General features: G+C 59.4%; 16 protein-coding genes. 8 read left to right on the top strand and 8 right to left on the bottom strand.

What is annotated here, in order from left to right:
• Positions 1-114: 114 nt before the first annotated feature.
• The 3 genes from hrpB to ACR0B8_RS18705 all read left to right on the top strand — a co-directional run bounded on the left by hrpB (position 115) and on the right by ACR0B8_RS18705 (position 4,700).
• Positions 115-2,556 carry an ATP-dependent helicase HrpB gene (gene hrpB / locus ACR0B8_RS18715; RefSeq protein WP_480659294.1) on the top strand — a complete coding sequence of 814 codons (2,442 nt, stop codon included), beginning with the start codon at positions 115-117 and terminating at the stop codon, positions 2,554-2,556.
• Between the two features lie 112 nt (positions 2,557-2,668).
• A complete protein-coding gene (locus ACR0B8_RS18710; protein ID WP_170351364.1) occupies positions 2,669-3,127 on the top strand; it encodes an NUDIX hydrolase in 459 nt (152 codons plus the stop codon).
• Positions 3,128-3,221: 94 nt separating this feature from the next.
• A complete protein-coding gene (locus ACR0B8_RS18705) occupies positions 3,222-4,700 on the top strand; it encodes an inorganic phosphate transporter (RefSeq protein ID WP_170351365.1) in 1,479 nt (492 codons plus the stop codon).
• Between the two features lie 6 nt (positions 4,701-4,706).
• Here the strand turns inward: ACR0B8_RS18705 and ACR0B8_RS18700 are convergent, their stop codons facing one another.
• The 3 genes from ACR0B8_RS18700 to ACR0B8_RS18690 all read right to left on the bottom strand — a co-directional run bounded on the left by ACR0B8_RS18700 (position 4,707) and on the right by ACR0B8_RS18690 (position 7,671).
• Positions 4,707-5,681 (bottom strand): 2-dehydropantoate 2-reductase, encoded by a 975-nt coding sequence (locus tag ACR0B8_RS18700; RefSeq protein ID WP_170398852.1) that lies wholly within the window; start codon positions 5,679-5,681, stop codon positions 4,707-4,709.
• Positions 5,682-5,746: 65 nt separating this feature from the next.
• Positions 5,747-6,709: a pirin family protein gene (locus ACR0B8_RS18695; protein ID WP_226689790.1), complete on the bottom strand. Its 963-nt coding sequence runs from the start codon at positions 6,707-6,709 to the stop codon at positions 5,747-5,749.
• 125 nt (positions 6,710-6,834) lie between these two features.
• Complete coding sequence (locus ACR0B8_RS18690; protein ID WP_226689791.1) at positions 6,835-7,671, bottom strand: phytanoyl-CoA dioxygenase family protein; 837 nt, start codon at positions 7,669-7,671, stop codon at positions 6,835-6,837.
• A gap of 192 nt (positions 7,672-7,863) precedes the next feature.
• Between ACR0B8_RS18690 and ACR0B8_RS18685 the strand changes: the two genes are divergently transcribed.
• Together ACR0B8_RS18685 and ACR0B8_RS18680 are read left to right on the top strand one after the other, a co-directional pair.
• Entirely contained in the window at positions 7,864-8,352 is a 489-nt protein-coding gene (locus ACR0B8_RS18685; RefSeq protein ID WP_226689792.1) for a peptidase associated/transthyretin-like domain-containing protein, read from the top strand.
• Between the two features lie 8 nt (positions 8,353-8,360).
• Positions 8,361-8,957: a ferric reductase-like transmembrane domain-containing protein gene (locus tag ACR0B8_RS18680; protein ID WP_480659328.1), complete on the top strand. Its 597-nt coding sequence runs from the start codon at positions 8,361-8,363 to the stop codon at positions 8,955-8,957.
• Here the strand turns inward: ACR0B8_RS18680 and argF are convergent.
• On the bottom strand, positions 8,954-9,880 hold the full coding sequence (gene argF, locus ACR0B8_RS18675; RefSeq protein ID WP_480659299.1) for an ornithine carbamoyltransferase: 927 nt from the start codon (positions 9,878-9,880) through the stop codon (positions 8,954-8,956). The two genes, ACR0B8_RS18680 and argF, sit on opposite strands and share 4 nt — an antisense overlap.
• 75 nt (positions 9,881-9,955) lie before the next feature.
• Entirely contained in the window at positions 9,956-11,143 is a 1,188-nt protein-coding gene (locus ACR0B8_RS18670) for an acetylornithine transaminase (protein WP_480659301.1), read from the bottom strand.
• A 292-nt stretch (positions 11,144-11,435) separates the two neighbouring features.
• Here ACR0B8_RS18670 and ACR0B8_RS18665 point away from each other — a divergent pair, with 292 nt between their 5' ends.
• Positions 11,436-12,317 carry a DMT family transporter gene (locus tag ACR0B8_RS18665; RefSeq protein ID WP_170362537.1) on the top strand — a complete coding sequence of 294 codons (882 nt, stop codon included), beginning with the start codon at positions 11,436-11,438 and terminating at the stop codon, positions 12,315-12,317.
• Positions 12,318-12,360: 43 nt separating this feature from the next.
• Here the strand turns inward: ACR0B8_RS18665 and ACR0B8_RS18660 are convergent, their stop codons facing one another.
• Positions 12,361-13,164, bottom strand: coding sequence for an ABC transporter permease (locus ACR0B8_RS18660; RefSeq protein WP_170362588.1), 804 nt, complete (start codon positions 13,162-13,164; stop codon positions 12,361-12,363).
• Between the two features lie 126 nt (positions 13,165-13,290).
• Here ACR0B8_RS18660 and ACR0B8_RS18655 point away from each other — a divergent pair, with 126 nt between their 5' ends.
• Both ACR0B8_RS18655 and ACR0B8_RS18650 read left to right on the top strand, forming a co-directional pair.
• The gene (locus tag ACR0B8_RS18655; RefSeq protein ID WP_170414445.1) at positions 13,291-13,866 is read left to right on the top strand and encodes a GcrA family cell cycle regulator; all 576 of its coding nucleotides are present in this window, start codon (positions 13,291-13,293) and stop codon (positions 13,864-13,866) included.
• Positions 13,867-13,871: 5 nt separating this feature from the next.
• Entirely contained in the window at positions 13,872-14,516 is a 645-nt protein-coding gene (locus tag ACR0B8_RS18650) for an NUDIX hydrolase (RefSeq protein ID WP_217354400.1), read from the top strand.
• Between the two features lies 1 nt (position 14,517).
• Here the strand turns inward: ACR0B8_RS18650 and ACR0B8_RS18645 are convergent, their stop codons facing one another.
• Both ACR0B8_RS18645 and ACR0B8_RS18640 read right to left on the bottom strand, forming a co-directional pair.
• Entirely contained in the window at positions 14,518-15,594 is a 1,077-nt protein-coding gene (locus tag ACR0B8_RS18645; RefSeq protein ID WP_170362536.1) for a DUF2235 domain-containing protein, read from the bottom strand.
• On the bottom strand, positions 15,572-17,863 hold the full coding sequence (locus tag ACR0B8_RS18640) for a xanthine dehydrogenase family protein molybdopterin-binding subunit (RefSeq protein ID WP_480659303.1): 2,292 nt from the start codon (positions 17,861-17,863) through the stop codon (positions 15,572-15,574). Before ACR0B8_RS18640 ends, ACR0B8_RS18645 begins: the two co-directional genes overlap by 23 nt.
• Positions 17,864-17,890: the final 27 nt, after the last annotated feature.

The following is a 17,890-nucleotide window of genomic DNA, read 5'->3' as shown; positions in this document are numbered from 1 at the left end:
TTATTCGCACCCATGTGTTGCCGTTCCTCCGCTGTTAGCGGTTGCGCTACTCCTGTTCGCGCCGCGCACATGGCGGAACTGGACCTTGCCGTTTCGTTGGCGGATAAAGCCCGCATGACACGACTGCCCATTGAAGACGCCATCCCAGACCTGCTTGCGGCCCTCCAGGATTCAGGCCGCGCTGTTCTTCAGGCCCCTCCGGGGGCAGGTAAAACAACACGAGTTCCCCTGGCGATACTCGAGGCGGGCTTGTGCGAAGGCAAGATCGTGATGTTGGAGCCGCGCAGATTGGCCGCGCGCGCTGCTGCCGAAAGGATGGCCAACACTTTGGGCCAACGCGCGGGTGAGACCGTAGGTTATCGGGTGCGGGGCGAAGCCAAGGTTTCAAAATCAACCCGGGTCGAGGTCGTGACCGAAGGCATTCTGACCCGGATGTTGCAATCCAATCCCGACTTACCGGGTGTGGACGCCGTGATTTTCGACGAATTCCACGAACGATCCCTGAACGCCGATCTGGGATTGGCCCTTTGTTTGGAAGTCACCGGCGCTCTGCGGGATGACCTGATGCTACTGGCCATGTCGGCAACGTTGGATGCCGAGCCGGTTGGACGGTTGATGGGCGCGCCAATGGTCACCTCCGAAGGGCGCAGTTTTCCGGTCGAAACACACTGGCTGGACCGCCCTTTGGGGGCGCAGGCACGGCGGCTGGACGCTCTGGTCGATCTGGTTGTTCAGGCTGAAAGGGACACGCGCAAAACCGGCGGCGGGGTGTTGGTGTTCTTGCCAGGTGAGGGTGAAATTCGCCGGGCCGAGGCCGCCTTGTCCGCGCGCCTGCCGGAGAACTGCGTGCTGCGCCCCCTATTCGGGGCCATGCCTTTTGCCGCCCAGCGCGCTGCGATTGCGCCGGTGGATCAAGGGCGCAAAGTGGTGTTGGCCACGTCGATTGCCGAAACCTCACTGACCATTCCCGACATTCGGGTCGTGGTTGATATGGGGCAAGCGCGACGGGCGCGGTTCGATCCCGGTTCGGGCATGTCCCGTTTGGTAACCGAGCGTGTAACCCGCGCCGAAGCCACCCAGCGCGCCGGTCGCGCAGGCCGCGTGGCCGAGGGCAAGTGCTATCGGTTGTGGTCCAAGGGTGAAGAAGGTGCGTTGTCTGCTTATCCTCCGGCCGAGATCGAGGCCGCGGACCTGACAGGTTTGGCATTGGAACTGGCGCTGTGGGGTGCGGAACCGGGCGATCTGGCCTTTCTGACACCGCCGCCCGAAGGCACGATGGCCGAGTCAAAGGCTCTGCTGACGATGCTGGGGGCGCTGGATGCCAAGGGGCGGATTACGGACCACGGGCGCGCCCTGGCTGCCCTGCCCCTGCATCCGCGTCTGGGTCATATGTTGGTGTCTGCCGGTTCCGGTGCCGCCACTTTGGCCGCATTGATGGCCGAACGCGATCCGCTAAGGGGCGCGCCGTCAGACCTTTTGCTGCGACTAGAGGCGCTGCGCGACATCCGCGCGTTTCAACGCAACCGCGTCTGGCAAGTGAATTCGGGCGCAGTGGATCGGATCAAAGCCGAAACCAAACGTCTGCGTACCAAGGGCCAGGCCAGTGATCTGAGCCCCGCCGCCATGGCCGCGTCGGCCTATCCCGACCGCATCGGACAGCGCCGCAAGGGTGACGTTCCCCGCTATGTTCTGTCAGGCGGCAAAGGGGTGGTGCTGGACAGCGGCGATACGCTGGCCGCGGCACCTTATCTGGTGGTCACGGACACCGACGGTAATCCGCGCGAAGCAAGGGTGCGCATGGCCGCCCAGATCAGCGAAGGCGAAATCCGCGATCTGTTTGCCGGGCAAATCAGCTGGGTCGATAGCTGCGCCTGGTCAAAACGCGACCGCCGGGTGGTGGCGCGCAAACAGGAAAGGTTCGGCGCGATAACGTTGAGCGACTGTCTGTGGAAGGACGTGCCGGACGATGCCGTGGCGCAGGCCATGCTGGATGGCGTGCGCGATCTTGGATTGCGTCTGGACGGAGCGGCGGCGCGGTTGGCGGCGCGCGTTGAATTGGTGCGGGCCGAAGGGGCTGATCTGCCTAACTTTACCATCGAAGGGCTGACAGAGTCGCTTGAGGACTGGCTGCTGCCCATGCTCTCGGGCGTACGCAACGCCGAAGAGTGGAAGCGGTTTGACCTGCTGCCCGCTCTGCGCGCCCGGCTAGACTGGATCCAGACGCAAGAACTGGATCGCCGCGCGCCCGGATCGTTCGAAACACCGCTGGGCCGAAAGGTGCCGATTGATTATGGCGGCGCGGTGCCTGAGATTTCCGTGCGCCTGCAAGAGTTGTTTGGCGTAACGCAGCATCCGGTTGTGGGGGGCGAGGCGTTGAAAATTACCCTGCTTTCTCCTGCGCAACGACCGATCCAGATCACCCGTGATCTACCGGGATTCTGGGCGGGCTCTTACGCCGATGTTCGCAAGGATATGCGCGCGCAATACCCCAAGCATCCCTGGCCCGAAGACCCGACACAGGCCGACCCAACCCTGCGCGCCAAACGGCGGAAATAACCACGACCCCGACATTTGTGATAGAGTTGGTTCAGGCAATTGTTTGTACCAGCCCTATTTCACTGTTATGTGCCGACGTTTCAGGCAAGAAAAGCACAGGATCGATCGACCAATGACGAAATGGCTGCGAAAAATCTGGGACGAGGTCGCCCGACCAATTTTCCTGCGCCCGCAACGGGTGCAGTTTGCAGCCCTTTGCACCCGTGAAACCCCAAGCGGACCAGAGGTTCTATTGATCACAAGTCGCGACACCGGGCGCTGGATCATTCCCAAAGGTTGGCCGGTTGATGGCATGGACGGTGCCGAAACTGCACTGCAGGAGGCGTGGGAGGAAGCAGGCGTGCGGGCGCCGAACCCCTCCAAGGAACCGATCGGGCACTATACTTACGATAAAATCCTGAACGATGGCACGGCCTATCCCGTTCTGACCAGTGTCTATCGGGTTGATGTTCAGGATCTGGAAGATGACTTTCCCGAAGCTGGCAAACGCGAGCGGGTCTGGGTTTCGCCCTCAACTGCGGCTGATCGTGTTAACGAGCCGGAATTGCGCGATTTGCTGCTGCAAGTGTGATAATTTCGCAAAAAATTGATAACATAACTGTTGTCCCGAGGGGGGAAACCGTCTAGCCGCGTGCCGAAATGCACTGGCTGCTTGAAAAAAGATCATGTCGAATTTGACCTCGAAATCCCGCTGGCAGGCTCTGGACAGCGACCTTCACCGTATCTCGCGCGTTGAGAATGCCAACGCCCATGTGGCGCGCCCGCTGTTGGCCCCTGGTATTTCGCTGGCCTTTATTGCGCTGGCCGGGTTGTCGGCGGCGATAGTGTTCGGGCTGGCGGATGGCGGCCTGATCGTTGCTGCGGCAGCCGCCTTTGGGGCCTATATGGCGATCAATATCGGTGCCAATGACGTGGCCAACAACATGGGACCCGCGGTTGGTGCCAACGCCCTGACAATGGGCGGCGCCATCGTTATCGCCGCCATCGCCGAAAGCGCCGGTGCCCTGTTGGCAGGCGGAGATGTCGTTTCGACCATCTCTAAGGGGATCATCGATCCGGCCTCGGTTCAAACCAGCAATGTATTCATCTGGGCAATGATGGCTGCGCTGATTTCGTCGGCCTTATGGGTTAACCTGGCCACATGGGTCGGGGCACCGGTGTCAACGACGCACTCGGTTGTCGGCGGCGTGATGGGGGCCGGCATCGCCGCAGCGGGCCTGAGCGCTGTCAACTGGAGCACAATGAGCGCGATTGCCGCAAGCTGGGTAATCTCGCCAGTATTGGGTGGCTTGATCGCGGCTGGGTTTCTGGCGCTGATCAAAGCCAAGATTCAATATCAGGACGATAAAATAGCGGCAGCACGGCGCTGGCTTCCGATCCTTGTGGCGGTGATGGCCGCGGCGTTTGCCACCTATCTGGCCGTTAAGGGTCTTAAGCGGATCGTGAAGATTGAGCTTGAGGTGGCGCTGCTGATCGGCCTTGCAACGGGGTTCCTGGTCTGGTCGGTCACGGTGCCTTGGGTACGGCACAAATCCGAGGGGATGGAAAACCGCACCAAATCACTGAAAACTCTGTTTGGCCTGCCGCTGGTCATCTCGGCCACATTCCTCAGCTTTGCGCATGGCGCCAATGACGTGGCCAACGCGGTCGGCCCCCTGGCCGCTATCGTACACGCAGCGGAATTCGGCGACTTTGCCGCAAAAGTTGCGATCCCCAACTGGGTCATGGTGATCGGAGCCTTTGGAATTTCGTTCGGCCTGTTTCTATTCGGGCCCAAATTGATCCGCATGGTCGGTAGTCAGATCACCAAACTTAACCCAATGCGGGCCTTCTGCGTGGCGCTGTCCGCAGCCATTACCGTTATCGTGGCCAGCTGGCTTGGCCTGCCGGTCAGCTCAACTCATATTGCTGTAGGCGGCGTTTTTGGGGTTGGTTTCTATCGCGAATGGCATTCAGATCGCCGGTGGAAACACTCCAACCGCCAGCGTCCGGTCGAACAGCGGCTGGCCCGGGAAGAGCATCAGCGCCGCAAGCTGGTGCGGCGTTCACATTTCATGACCATCGTGGCGGCCTGGGTGATCACGGTCCCCGCAGCCGCGGCGATGTCAGCGACAATATTTCTAATCCTGACGGCCTTCGCCTAATCCGGCCTAAGACGCAATTTGATCCACAGAAATCGCGGTTTCAGGCGCGTCCTCGATCAAATCTCGTATCTTGGCGCAGATCGGGGTTTCGACGCCAATTTGCGCGCCCAGGCGAATGATCTCACCCTGAAGGCTGTCGATTTCGGTCGGGCGACCTGCCATCAGATCATAGGCCATCGAGGTGCGCGCGCTGGGGTCAATGGTCAGCATTCGCGCAGCGATCCTGGAAAAGATCGGCGTTGGCAGGCGCAGGATATGCGGCGTCATCCATGCAGGCAGCGGAGTAGTCGAAGCGACCGGATGGTTCGCGGCGTTCAACACCATCAGAGCCTCGGCCATCTGATCGGCCATCAGGCGTCGCCAGTTCCGGTCCAGCAGTTGATCTTTCAACGTCATCCCCGACAGCGCATTCAGCGCGTTGTTGAGGTTGATTACCAGCTTACCCCATTGGACCGCTTCGATGTCATCGCTTTCCACAACCGGCATGTCAGCACTACTCAGCCTCTGACCCAGCGCACCGGGACCGCTTTGGATGACGATCTCACCAGAGGTGGCGCGATGAAAGCTGGCCGGTTCAGTCGGCACCACATTGAACGGCACCATTCCGGCGCGCACGTCATGCTCTGACAGAACCATGCGCAAAGTACGGGCGTTTTCCATACCGTTTTGCCACGATACCACCGGAATTGAGATGGGCGTGTATTCCGCGATCTGCGCAGCCATTTCCGCTGTGGCACCTGATTTAACGGTCACGATGACGACTTGGGCACCGGCCAGGCAGGTTGCATCTTCGGTCAGGGTCAAATCTTGCGCGGCCACATGCCGGGTCAGGCCCGAAAAATCCGAAATCGTCAGTCCTTGTTCTTGGATCGGATCTAATATGCGTGGACGGCCCAAAAGGGCAACGTCATGCCCTGAATGCGCCAACAATGCCCCGCAATAGCATCCGATACTGCCTGCACCCGCGATCACGATTTTCATGGCATCCCTCCCGGCGCAAAGGATCGCCGGGAACGAGGGCACGGACAAGACCCCCTGACGTCTGGTCAGCGTGCGCGCCTTGGCCGTGTCCGTTCCAGTTCATCCGAGATCGGTATGAACTCTTGATCATCACCCAGCGGCAGGTGGAACGCACCTTTCGCCCAATCGGCGGTTTTCCATTCACGCGTGGCGGCCTCGATCTTTTCCTTCGAAGATGACACAAAATTCCACCAGATATAGCGCTCTTGGTTCAATGTCGCCCCGCCCAGCAGCATTAACCGCGCGCCTTGCGGTTCGGCCTTGACTGAAAGGGGATCGCCGGGGCGGAACACCATCATACGGCCCTGTGTGAACGTATCGCCTGCGATCTCGACGGAACCTTGGGTGACATAAACACCCCGGTCTTCATGGTCATCCGGCAAAGGAAACGACGCGCCGGGATCAAGTCGCACGTCCAGATAGAAGGTCTCGGACAGCAACGTAACCGGGCTGGTTTCACCATAAGCTGACCCCAGGATTAACCGGGCGCTGACACCTTGGTCCTGAATATGTGGCAGCGCACCTTGCTTGTGATGCTCGAAATCCGGGGCCATATCCTCATGCGCTTCGGGCAATGCTATCCAGGTCTGGATGCCGAACAGGCTGTGTTTCTTGTCTCGTGTCTTCTGACTGGTCCTTTCGGAATGAGTCACCCCGCGCCCGGCAACCATCCAGTTGACCTCGCCGGGGTAAATCATTTGATGCGTGCCAAGACTGTCGCGATGCTCGAACTCTCCTTGATAGAGATACGTCACCGTCCCAAGACCGATATGCGGGTGTGGTCGGACGTCGATGCCGTCACCAGTCAGGAATTCGGCTGGACCTACTTGGTCAAAAAAGATGAATGGCCCTACCAGCTGCCGTTTACTCGAGGGCAGCGCCCTACGTACTTCGAACCCGCCCAGGTCACGAGCGCGCGGAATGATCAATGTGTCCAGCGCCGTGTTGTGTGATAGAGATTCGGGACTTTGGGTCGGGTTCCAACTCATTGCTGCGCTCCTGCGATCAGGTAGTTGCGTTCACCATCGCAGAATACACGGTATTTTCAGCTTGAGTATTCGCCATTTCGCACAGATTAAGTGCAATTTCGATGTTATGCTATATCATCCATTGCTCAAAGTGCCTCTCTTGGCCAAAGCCGGGGGAAAAACGGCCCGTCGATGCGGTCGCCTTCGCTGTAACCGGCGGCCTCGAACTGCGCACGTTCGTCCTTCGCCCAATCTCCGCGATATCGGATGATCCCGTCCGGCGCTGTCATCCGCAGGCTAAACCGGCGCACTGTTTCCGTCGGCGTGACCGAGGACAGACCCCCATGCAGGGTTCGCATATCGAAATAGATGCAATCCCCCAGCTCCATATCCCACTGCAACAAATCGTAAGCGTCAGGATCGGCGTTGATATCCGGGGGCTGGTGATACGTCCGGCCTGCGACCTCAGTGGCCCCGAGACTGGGATGACCATCCGCAAACCGAACCCGCATGAACAGCTTGTCCCATAGGTGAGAGCCTTTGACAAAGGCGATCCCGTTCTCTTTGTTCACCGGCTCAAGTGGCAACCACAGGACGCACATGGTGCCTTCGAAATCAAAATAGGACAGGTCCTGATGAAAGGGTGGGCGCGAGGTCGATCCGGCCTCACGCAGGAACCAGTTATCCATCACAAGGTTGATCGACGGGGCATCCAGTAAACCCGCAGCCAGCGGGGCGCACGGCGAGTGATGCACGAAATCCCTAAATTGCGGAATCTTGTTCCACGCCCAGAAATCCTCGAAATAAGCAGGGGCGTCTGGGTCCTTGGTGTGACGAGTGAAATTGTCGGTCGGGTTGGCAAGGTCCGCACTGATACCTTCGCGCAACAAGTCCAACCAATGTTCCGAGAACTTCGAGCGCAGCACAACGGCACCGTCCCGCTTGAAGGCCGCAATTTCGTCGGGCGAAACCGATTGTGTCATGTCCATTTTTCAGCCTTTCGCATCGTCATACCGACGATGGCACCGCAACCCGCACAGGGTCAAAGAAATTCGCCGGGGCTTGGGGTGATCACAGAGTGGTGAAGATCGCCTCGGAATTGATCTGAACCGTGCTATCTTTGCGCTGTGGCGCGCTCAAGTTGCTATGGATGTTACCTTGCAGGAGGTCCCGACATGACGAATTCACACTTGTCTCGTAGATCCGTAATGGCGCTGGGCGGGGCTGCTCTGGTCACTGGCGGTTCGGGCTTACTGATGCCCGCACGCGCCGCCGGGCTGGCCCCGACACGGTCCATGCGCGGTGGGTCGAACAACTACCGCCCCGGCGCACCCATCGTCGAGCGGATCGGCGGCGGTGGGTTCTGGATGACCGGCACTGTGCGGCGGGCTGGGGACGGTGCCCCTCTGCCCGGCCAACGTATCCAGATCTGGGCTCACACAACCGAAGGGCATGAGCGGGATCCGCAAAGCCATGGTGCTACACTGACCGACGCCAATGGTGAGTTCCGGTTGGAGATGCCGCAGATCGTGCCCGCCTTTGGCCAGCCGCACGGGCATCTGGCCTATGACAGCGGCGAGTTTGAGACGGTATTCCTGCGCCCGATCATGGGAAGTTCAAAAGACCAGACCCTTGCCGCGCATTTCGTCCTGCAACCCGCCTGATTTACGTGATCCGCAGCCTTTTGATCTGGGCGGCTGTGATCGCCGCCATAGCTGTGCCGCTGATTGCGGCGGCGCATAGCCCCTTATTGGCGTGGCGCGATCCAGTCTACATCGTGGCCGGGTTTGCCGGAGTGCTGAGTATGGGGCTGTTGTTGCTGCAACCCTTGCTGGCCGGGCGCGACTTGGCTGGATTACTGCCTTTGGCCAGCCGGCGCTGGCATCGACGGGTTGGCATCACTCTGATCATCGCCCTTGTGGTGCATGTGGGCGGCTTGTGGATCACCAGCCCCCCGGATGTTGTGGATGCGTTGCTGCTCGTCTCACCCACCCCGTTTTCAGCCTGGGGCGTCGTTGCGATGTGGGCCGCCTTCGCTGCCGCCTGTCTGGGCATCTTTCGGCAGCGTCTGGCCCCGCGGTACCGTATCTGGAGGCTGGGTCACACAGGGTTAGCCGCCATAACCATTGTCGGCAGTGTCGTGCATGCGATGCTGATTGAAGGGACGATGGAGGTCATGACCAAAACCGCCCTCTGCGTTCTGGTTCTGTTGGCGAGCGTCCGAACGCTCGCCAGATTGCGTGTGTGGGATATCCGGCGGCGCAGTTAAACGCCCAGACACCAGCGCATGACCGCCTTTTGGGCATGCAGACGGTTTTCAGCTTCGTCAAAGATTACCGAGTTCGGTCCGTCCATGACCTCGGATGTCGCCTCTTCCTCGCGGTGCGCAGGCAGGCAATGCATGAACAGCGCATCCGGCTTGGCATGAGACATCAACTCGGTATTCACCTGATAGGGGCGCAGCAGGTTGTGACGACGCTCTTTGGCCGATTGGGAATCGTGCATCGAGACCCAAGTATCGGCCACGATCAGATCGGCATCTTCCACCGCTTTGTAAGGGTCACGCTCGACCACGATTTTCGAACCCTTCTGACGGGCGAACCCCATGAATTCTTCCTCAGGGTCGAACTGAGCGGGACCGGTGAAGGTCAGATCGAATCCAAACTGGCCCGCCGCATGCAGGAACGAGGCGCAGACGTTGTTGCCGTCTCCGGTCCAGACCACTTTTTTTCCTTTGATCGGCCCGCGATGTTCTTCAAAAGTCAGCACGTCAGCCATGATCTGGCAGGGATGCGTACGGTCGGTCAGGCCGTTGATCACCGGCACGTCGGAATATTCAGCCATCTCGGTCAGGATGGTTTCATCGAACGTCCGGATCATGATCATGTCGACATAACGCGAAAGGACACGGGCCGTGTCGGCGATGGTTTCGCCGTGGCCCAGTTGCATGTCCTTACCCGACAACACCATGGTCTGCCCGCCCATCTGCCGTACGCCCACATCGAAGGACACGCGCGTTCGGGTCGAGGGTTTTTCAAAGATCAGTGCGACCATGCGGTCCTTGAGCGGCTGATCATCATCCTGCGCGGCTTTGGGGCGACCCAGACGGGCCTGTTTCATTTCGCCGGCCTGATCGATCATCGTCCGCAGATCGCCTGCATCGGTTTTGTGGATATCGAGGAAATGGTTCATATCGTTTCGCTTTTGGCTGTCGGTCGCCGGGGGCGCTGCCCCCGGCCCCCCGGAGTATTTAGAAAAAGATGAGGATTACGCGGATTCGAGGCTGGCTTCGACTTGTGCGGCAGCCTTGTCGAGGCGGATCATGGCCTGAGCAATGTCATCCTCGGTCAGCGTCAGGGGCGGCAACAAGCGGATGACATTGTCGGCGGCGGGAACGGTGATGACCTCATTGTCATAGCCCGCGTTAACCACATCGGTATTGGTCGCCTTGCATTTCAAGCCCAGCATCAGGCCCGTACCGCGCACCTCTTCGAACACGTCGGGGTGATCGGCGATCAGGCCTTCGAGCTTCTGGCGCAGCATCCCCGCCTTGCGGTTCACGCCTTCAAGGAAAGCAGGCGTTGCCACCTGATCGATTACCGCGCAACCCACGGCGCAACCCAGCGGGTTGCCCCCATAAGTCGAGCCATGGGTACCCACGGTCATACCGCTGGCCGCGTTTTCGGTGGCCAGCACCGCGCCCAAGGGGAAGCCGCCGCCGATGCCTTTGGCAACCATCATAATATCGGGGGTAATACCCGCCCATTCGTGGGCAAACAGCTTGCCGGTGCGGCCAACGCCGCATTGCACCTCATCCAAAATCAACAACAGGCCATTGTCGTCGCATATCTGACGTAGGGCTTTGAGTTCCGCGTCGGGCACCGGACGAATGCCGCCCTCACCTTGAATCGGTTCGATCAGGATCGCGGCGGTCTTGTCCGTGATCGCATTGGTAACGCCGTCAAGATCGCCGAATGTGACATGCACGAACCCGGGCAACAGCGGGCCAAAGCCCTTGGTCATCTTTTCAGATCCAGCCGCCGCGATACCAGCCGACGACCGGCCATGGAACGAGCCGTCAAAGGTAATGATCTCGACCCGTTCGGGTTGCCCCTTGTCATAGAAATACTTGCGGGCCATTTTCACGGCCAGCTCACAGGATTCCGTGCCCGAGTTTGTGAAGAAAACCGTATCGGCGAAGGTATGTTCAACCAACTTATCCGCCAACGCTTGCTGCTGCGGGATGTTGTACAGGTTCGAGACATGCCAAAGTGCGTGCGCTTGTTCAGTCAGCGCGTTGACCAGCGCCGGATGTGCGTGGCCAAGCGCGTTCACCGCAATCCCGGCACCTAGGTCAAGGAAACGTCGGCCATCCGCCTCGGTCAGCCAGGCGCCTTCGCCCTTCACGAAAGTCAGGGGCGCGCGATTATAGGTCGGCAGAACGGACGGGATCATCGGATCATCCTTTTCGTTAGGTTAAGCCCCGTGAGTGATACACGAAGGCCGGATTCGTCAACAGATTTGGTGGGATTTGCGCGGATTTACAGCGCGCAATGGATCAAACAGGCCGGTTACGCAGTAATGCTTCGGCGTCGGAGTCGCAGGATATGTGCGTGTTTGATCATGCGGGGCCGTATAGCCGGGTGTTTGACTTCTGAAAACCCCGAATTTCCAAAATCAGAAACTTCACTTTGAAAATCAGCTTTTATCGCTTGCCATTTAGGGCGCAGTGACGCACCGCTGGGTCATGACACCCGCGCGCCAGAACCCTGCCCTTGCGGCTTTGCTGATCGTCACCGCCAGCGCCTTTCTGGCCGCCACTACACTTCTGGCCAAAGCGTTGGGGACGGATACCTTAGGCCCGGCGTTGCATCCGATGCAGATCAGCCACGGGCGGTTCCTGTTCGCGTTTCTGGTGATCGTCAGCGCGGTGGGCGTGTTGCGCCCACGGTTAAGCCGCCCGCATTGGGTGTTGCATATTGGGCGGACAAGCTTTGGCTGGGTGGGGATTACGCTGATGTTCGCCTCGGTCGCGTTCATCCCGATCTCGGATGCCACTGCGATTTCCTTTTTGAACCCCGTCTTCGGCATGGTCCTGGCCATCCCGCTGTTGAAAGAGGGCGTTGGGCCGTGGCGCTGGCTGGCCGCTGCTGTTGCTCTGACCGGTGCATTGATCCTGCTGCGTCCGACACCGGCCAGCTTCCAACCTGCGGCGTTGCTTGCCCTGACGGCGGCGGCTGTGATCGGGATGGAGCTGATCTTTATCAAAAAGCTTTCGGGCCGTGAAATTCCCATCCAGATTCTGTTGATTAACAACGCGATGGGGCTGACCATCGCCTCGCTCGCCGTCAGCTTTGTGTTCCAGATGCCAACGCCCGAACAATGGATCGCGCTGGTGGCAATCGGGGTGCTGATGGCCTGTGCCCAAGCCTGTTTCGTCAACGGGATGGCGCGCGCGGATGCATCCTTTGTGGCGCCAATCAGCTATGCCACACTGATCTTTGCCGCCCTCTATGACTTTGCGGTGTTTGGCGTTATCCCGGATGTGGTTAGCCAAATCGGTTCTGCAATCATTCTGACGGGCGGACTAATCCTTGTCTGGCGCGAGGCACGCGTCAGAACCGCCTAGCTCGGCGTTTTTTTTGGGATTGCGGGATCCAAAACCTGCACCGTCATGCTTTCAGCCTGTATCCCTTTCGCAGCATCTGCCAGGTAATGGCGCAGACAATCAACGTTGCGCCACTGCAAACCGCGAAACCCAGTGCGGGTGAGCTGTCAGACACCCCGATCATGCCATTTCGCAACCCATCAATCAGGTAGAATACCGGGTTCACGTGGCTGAGGCGGTTGAGAACAGGTGGCAATGCCTCGACCGAATAGAATGTACCCGACAGGAAGGCCAGCGGCGTGACGATGAAATTGGTAATCGCCGCCATTTGATCGAACTTGTTGGCAAATATTCCCGCAAACAGGCCCAACGCCCCCATGAAAGCACCGCCGAGAACAACAAACAGCAGCGCAATCAACGGGTTCCGCGGCACCAGCCCCAGCACCAGCGCCAGCGCAACGGCAACCACACAGGCGATCAGAACACCACGCACGATGCCTCCCGCCAGATAGCCCAATAGAATTTCCAACGGAGACAGTGGTGGCATCAACGTATCAACAATGTTGCCCTGTACCTTGGCAATCACCATCGAAGACGAGGTGTTGGCAAAAGCATTCTGAATCACGGTCATCATCATGATACCCGGCGCCAGAAATGTCAGGAACGGCACCCCCATCACGTCGGGTCGGCTGGGGCCAATAGCGATGTTGAAGATCAGCAGAAACAGACCTGCGGTCACCAGCGGCGCCAACAGGGTCTGGGTCCAGACCGCCAGAAAACGCAATGTTTCGCGCTGAGCCAACGTAAAAAGACCCATCCAGTTAACCGCTCCGAAACGGTGTTCGTTCTGCTCAAGGGGTATCCGCATCATCTGACCTCAACCTGATTCGAAGACTGCTTGTAACTCGGGGCGCAGTGATTAGAATAGGGGGCTGAGACGATTTCCCAAGGCGGCCCGAATCCGGGGCCGCTTTCCGCTTTTGAAAGGCAAATGATGTCCTGGACTGACGAGCGTGTAGAGCTGCTGAAGAAAATGTGGGGCGAAGGCCAGTCGGCCAGCCAGATCGCCAAGGAACTGGGTGGGGTGACCCGCAACGCCGTAATCGGCAAGGTGCACCGTCTGGGCCTGTCGAACCGTGCCACCGGTGCATCCCCGGCCAAGGCCGAGCCCAAGGAAAAACCGACCCCCGCGCCCAAGGCCGAGGCCAAGCCGAAACCGACACCGAAAACCGAACCGGCCCGCCCGGCCCCCGCACCTGCGGCCGAGGCCAAGCCCGCTGTGCCTGCCCGCCGCCAGATCATTCCGGCTGGTCAGCCGCTGCCACCGCAGCCTTCGGCCAACGAAATCAGCCCCGAGGCTTTGGCCAAGGTCAATGAGATCGAGAAGAAGGCTAAGAAATTGACGTTGATGGAACTGACCGAGAAGACCTGCAAATGGCCTGTCGGCGACCCTGCGACTGAGGATTTTTGGTTCTGCGGCCTGCCTGTGGAAGCCGGCAAACCTTATTGTGAGGCGCATGTGGGCGTGGCATTTCAGCCGATGAGCTCGCGCCGCGACCGTCGGCGGTAAGGAAGATGCGCCAGGATCCGACTGCACTGGAGGATGCCTGGCTGAAACGGGCAAAACGCTTGTTGGCGCTGGCCGAAACCGGCCAGCATTTCACCAAAGACCCATTTGATCGCGAACGCTATGACGAGATCGCAGCCATGGCCCGCGCCATGCTGGCCGATTTGGGCCGGGTGCCCCTATCGCGGATCGAGGGGCTGATCTCGGATCATGCTGGTGGTTATGCCACGCCCAGCATCGACATTCGCGGCGCTGTAATCCGTGATGGCCACATTCTGCTGGTCCGCGAACGACTGGACGGGCTGTGGGCCATGCCGGGTGGTTTTGCGGACATTGGCAGCTCTCCAGCGGAAAATATGGAACGTGAAGTCTGGGAAGAGGCTGGGCTGCAGGTCCGTGCCAGACACCTCTATGCTCTGCGCCACAAGGCACGGCATCCCTACCCGCCGGATTCGCGAGATTTTTATAAACTTTTCTTCCTGTGCGATGAGGATGGCACGGACGCCCCGCAGCCGGGTGCCGAGACCAGCGACGCGGCCTTCTTTCCCCCGGACAAAATACCTGCACTATCTTTGGCACGAAATATTCACGCGGATGTCACAGCAGCGTTCCGCGCCCATTCAACAGACCAATCCCAAACTCTGTTCGATTGACCTATTGCGCCGGGTGCGAGGACGAATCCGGCATCGGCACCCAACCCGGCAGTTCATCGGGGGCGACCGAGACATGCAGTTGCTCGGACTGGTCCATCCCGACTTTGCGATGCTTGCGCAGCAGGAAAACCTTGCCCCACCCCCGCCAGGTCCCGACCGAAGTTGCAGTAGTTGAAGTTGGGAACCGGTCGCGCCAGCCTTCGGGCAGCGGCAATCCATGCTGCTCGGCCTTGTCCAGCATCCAGATCAGGGAAATATTGCTGAGGGGACGCGCCTCTTCAAACCCGTTCAATTGCCCGCCCACGTCGCCATGTGTGCCACGGAACCAGACCTGTTCCACATGCCCCTTGAATTCGGGCGTACATTTCCACAGAACCGGCTCGTACACCTCGCGCGTCTCGTCCAGCGCCATTGCGTGATAGCCATGCCGGGTGGCGGGGCCAAGTTCATGGTTGTGAAATGCGTGCTTATCCTCGGCCCAGCGCCATAGCAGCGGAAGACGCAGGCCCAACGCCTTGACGGTGTCCCAGACACCGATCATTTCAATTGCGAGCTCGTCATGACAGAATTTTTGGCGGAACTCACAGGCTGCCTCGCCGCTAGGCGTACATTCATAGTGGCGATAGGCCTGCTTGATGTTGCGCTCGGTCGCGTGTTCGGCCTTGAGCAGACCGATCATGTCGATCACGCCCGCAAGGCTGCGCACGCCGTAAGCGCCGCGCGAATAGCCGATGAAAAATATCTTATCACCAGGTTTGTAGCGTGACGCCAGATAGCCATAGGCCCGCCGGATTTGCCGGTTGATGCCGCGCCCCATCATCACGTCCAGAGAGGTTTTCCAGCTTTCCCACTGCACACCGGATTCGTAAAAGACTGAGACCTTGCCGCCCATCTCGCGGCACAGATGGTAGGTCTGACCCGCATGAGTTTCAAACCCAGGCTCCAACGTCGACATGGTGCCATCAAGGATAATGACATGACTAATAGGTTCACGGTGCAGCGCCTCGGCCGAATGTTCGGACCGCAAAGGCCGTCCGAGCCATCCAAGTATCTTTTTACTTAGCCGTGACAGAACCATGCGTCAGCAATTCCCAAACTCTTAGGGGTGTGAATGGCATATCCGCCTGCCGTACCCCATGTTCCCAAAGCGCGTCCTGCACCGCGTTCGCCACAGCGGCCAGCGCGCCCACGGTACCGGCCTCTCCGCATCCTTTCATACCCATTGGGTTCGAAGTTGACGGAACCGGCGCCGAGGTAAACTTTATCATGGGTATCTCAGACGCACGGGGCAAGGCGTAGTCCATCAACGAAGCCGTGAGCAGTTGCCCCTGCGCATCATGCTCAACACGCTCGGACAGGGCTTGACCAATGCCCTGCGCCACACCGCCATGCACCTGCCCCTCGGCCAACATCGGGTTGATAAGATTGCCGAAATCGTCGACTACGGTGTAGCGGTCGACCCATGTTTCGCCGGTGAAACAATCAATAACGATTTCGGCAACATGTGCGCCATTCGGATAACTGCGTGCGTCCAGCGTAATGCGCGCCTCATGTTGCAGAAGATCGGTTCGGCCATCGGCGCGGGCCATCTCGGCCGCTTCGATCAATGTAGGCGTCAGGTTAGACCCTGGCGCGCGGAATGTTTCGTGATCAAAATTCACGTCAGCCTCCTCGACGCCCATCTTATCGGCCAGATAAGGCGCGAATGCGGCGATCATGACGTCGATTGTGGCCAGGGTGGCCGTGTTTTGGACTGTAACGGACCGCGATCCTCCTGTCCCTCCTCCGGCAGGTAACTGATCGCTGTCCCCCTGGATGACATTGATCTGATCCAACGGAACACCGATCTGATCCGACAAAAACTGGGTATAGGCCGTCTCATGGCCCTGGCCGTTTGATTGCGTCCCCACATAGAGGTTCACGGTGCCATCCTCGAAGAATGCGATCTTTGCGTTCTCGGAAGGGTCGCCCAAGATACTTTCGATATAGTAACAGATGCCCTGCCCCCGGATCAGGCCGCGTTCGGCATCAGCCGCCTTACGGGCAGCAAAACCTAATGCCTGTTCACTCGCGCGGCTCAGGACCATGTCGAAATCGCCGACGTCATAGACCTCACCAGTCGTCGTTTTGTAAGGAAAAGCTTCAGGCCGGATGAAGTTTTTGCGCCGCAACTCCCACGGATCGACGCCCAATTCACGCGCGGCGCGGTCCATAGCCCGTTCAAGCACATAGATAGCCTCGGGCCGACCAGCGCCGCGATAAGCGTCCACCTGCGTTGTGTTGGTAAAGAACCCTTCGACCCGCAGATAAGAGGTCTGCACATCATAGGCCCCCATCAGAACTTTGCTGAACAGATTTGTCTGGATTGCCTGACCGAAATGGCTGTTATAGGCCCCAAGATTGACCTTGCTATGCACGCGGTACGCGGTAATTCGGTGGTCTTCATCAAAAGCCAGCTCAGCCAGCGAAGTCAGGTCGCGCCCATGGTGATCAGACAGCATCGCCTCAGATCGGTCCGACATCCAGTGAACGGGTTGGCCCAGTTTCATCGCGGCGACGGCGACACAGAAATACTCGGGATACGGCATCACCTTCATGCCAAACCCACCGCCCACGTCGGGCGTGGTGACCCTAATGAATTCAGGTTCCAGCTTCAGCTTCTGCGCCAATTGCCCGCGCATCGCCCAGACGCCCTGCCCGCTATAGGCAAAGTGCAGCCGCCCGTCGGACCAAGCAGCCTGACAGCCGCGCGGCTCAATCGATGTAACGATCACCCGGTTATCCGCAACGTTCAGTTGCACTCTGTGCGCGGCGTCCTGAAAGGCCGCCTCGGTCGCTGCCTCATCCCCCATGCCCCAGTCAAAGGCACGGTTGTCAGGAGCTTCGATGTGCAGCGGTTCGCCTCCCATCTCCAGGTCAAGCTTGGCGGGCAGATCCTCGGTTTCCATCCAGATCAACTCGGCCGCATCACGGGCCTGTATCTGCGTTTCGGCGATGACCACCGCGACCGGCTCACCGACAAAACGCACGCGGTCCTTAGCCAGCATGTGGCGATCCGGCGCCGCCGCTTTCGAGCCGTCCCGGTTCGACACAAGCGCCGCGTTTAAAACCGTGTCGATCCCGGCCTCAGTCAGTTCGTCCAGCGCCATGACCAGCCGCACGCCATTCGCCTCACGCGCGGCATCCAGATCCAGCGCGGTGATCCGCCCATGCGCAACCTGGCTGCGAAAAAACGCCGCAAACAGGGCGTCGCCGGGCACAGCATCGTCGATGTACTGCCCCTTCCCGGTTAGAAACCGCTGATCCTCGGTCCGTTTGACCGGCTGACTTTTTCCGAACTTGTCCATTGGATGCTCCTGCCTCGGCCTGTAGGG

Source organism: Ruegeria sp. BH6, assembly GCF_056538105.1.
Note: the sequence above shows the minus strand (reverse complement) of the source record. Positions and strands in the feature narration are given on the sequence as shown.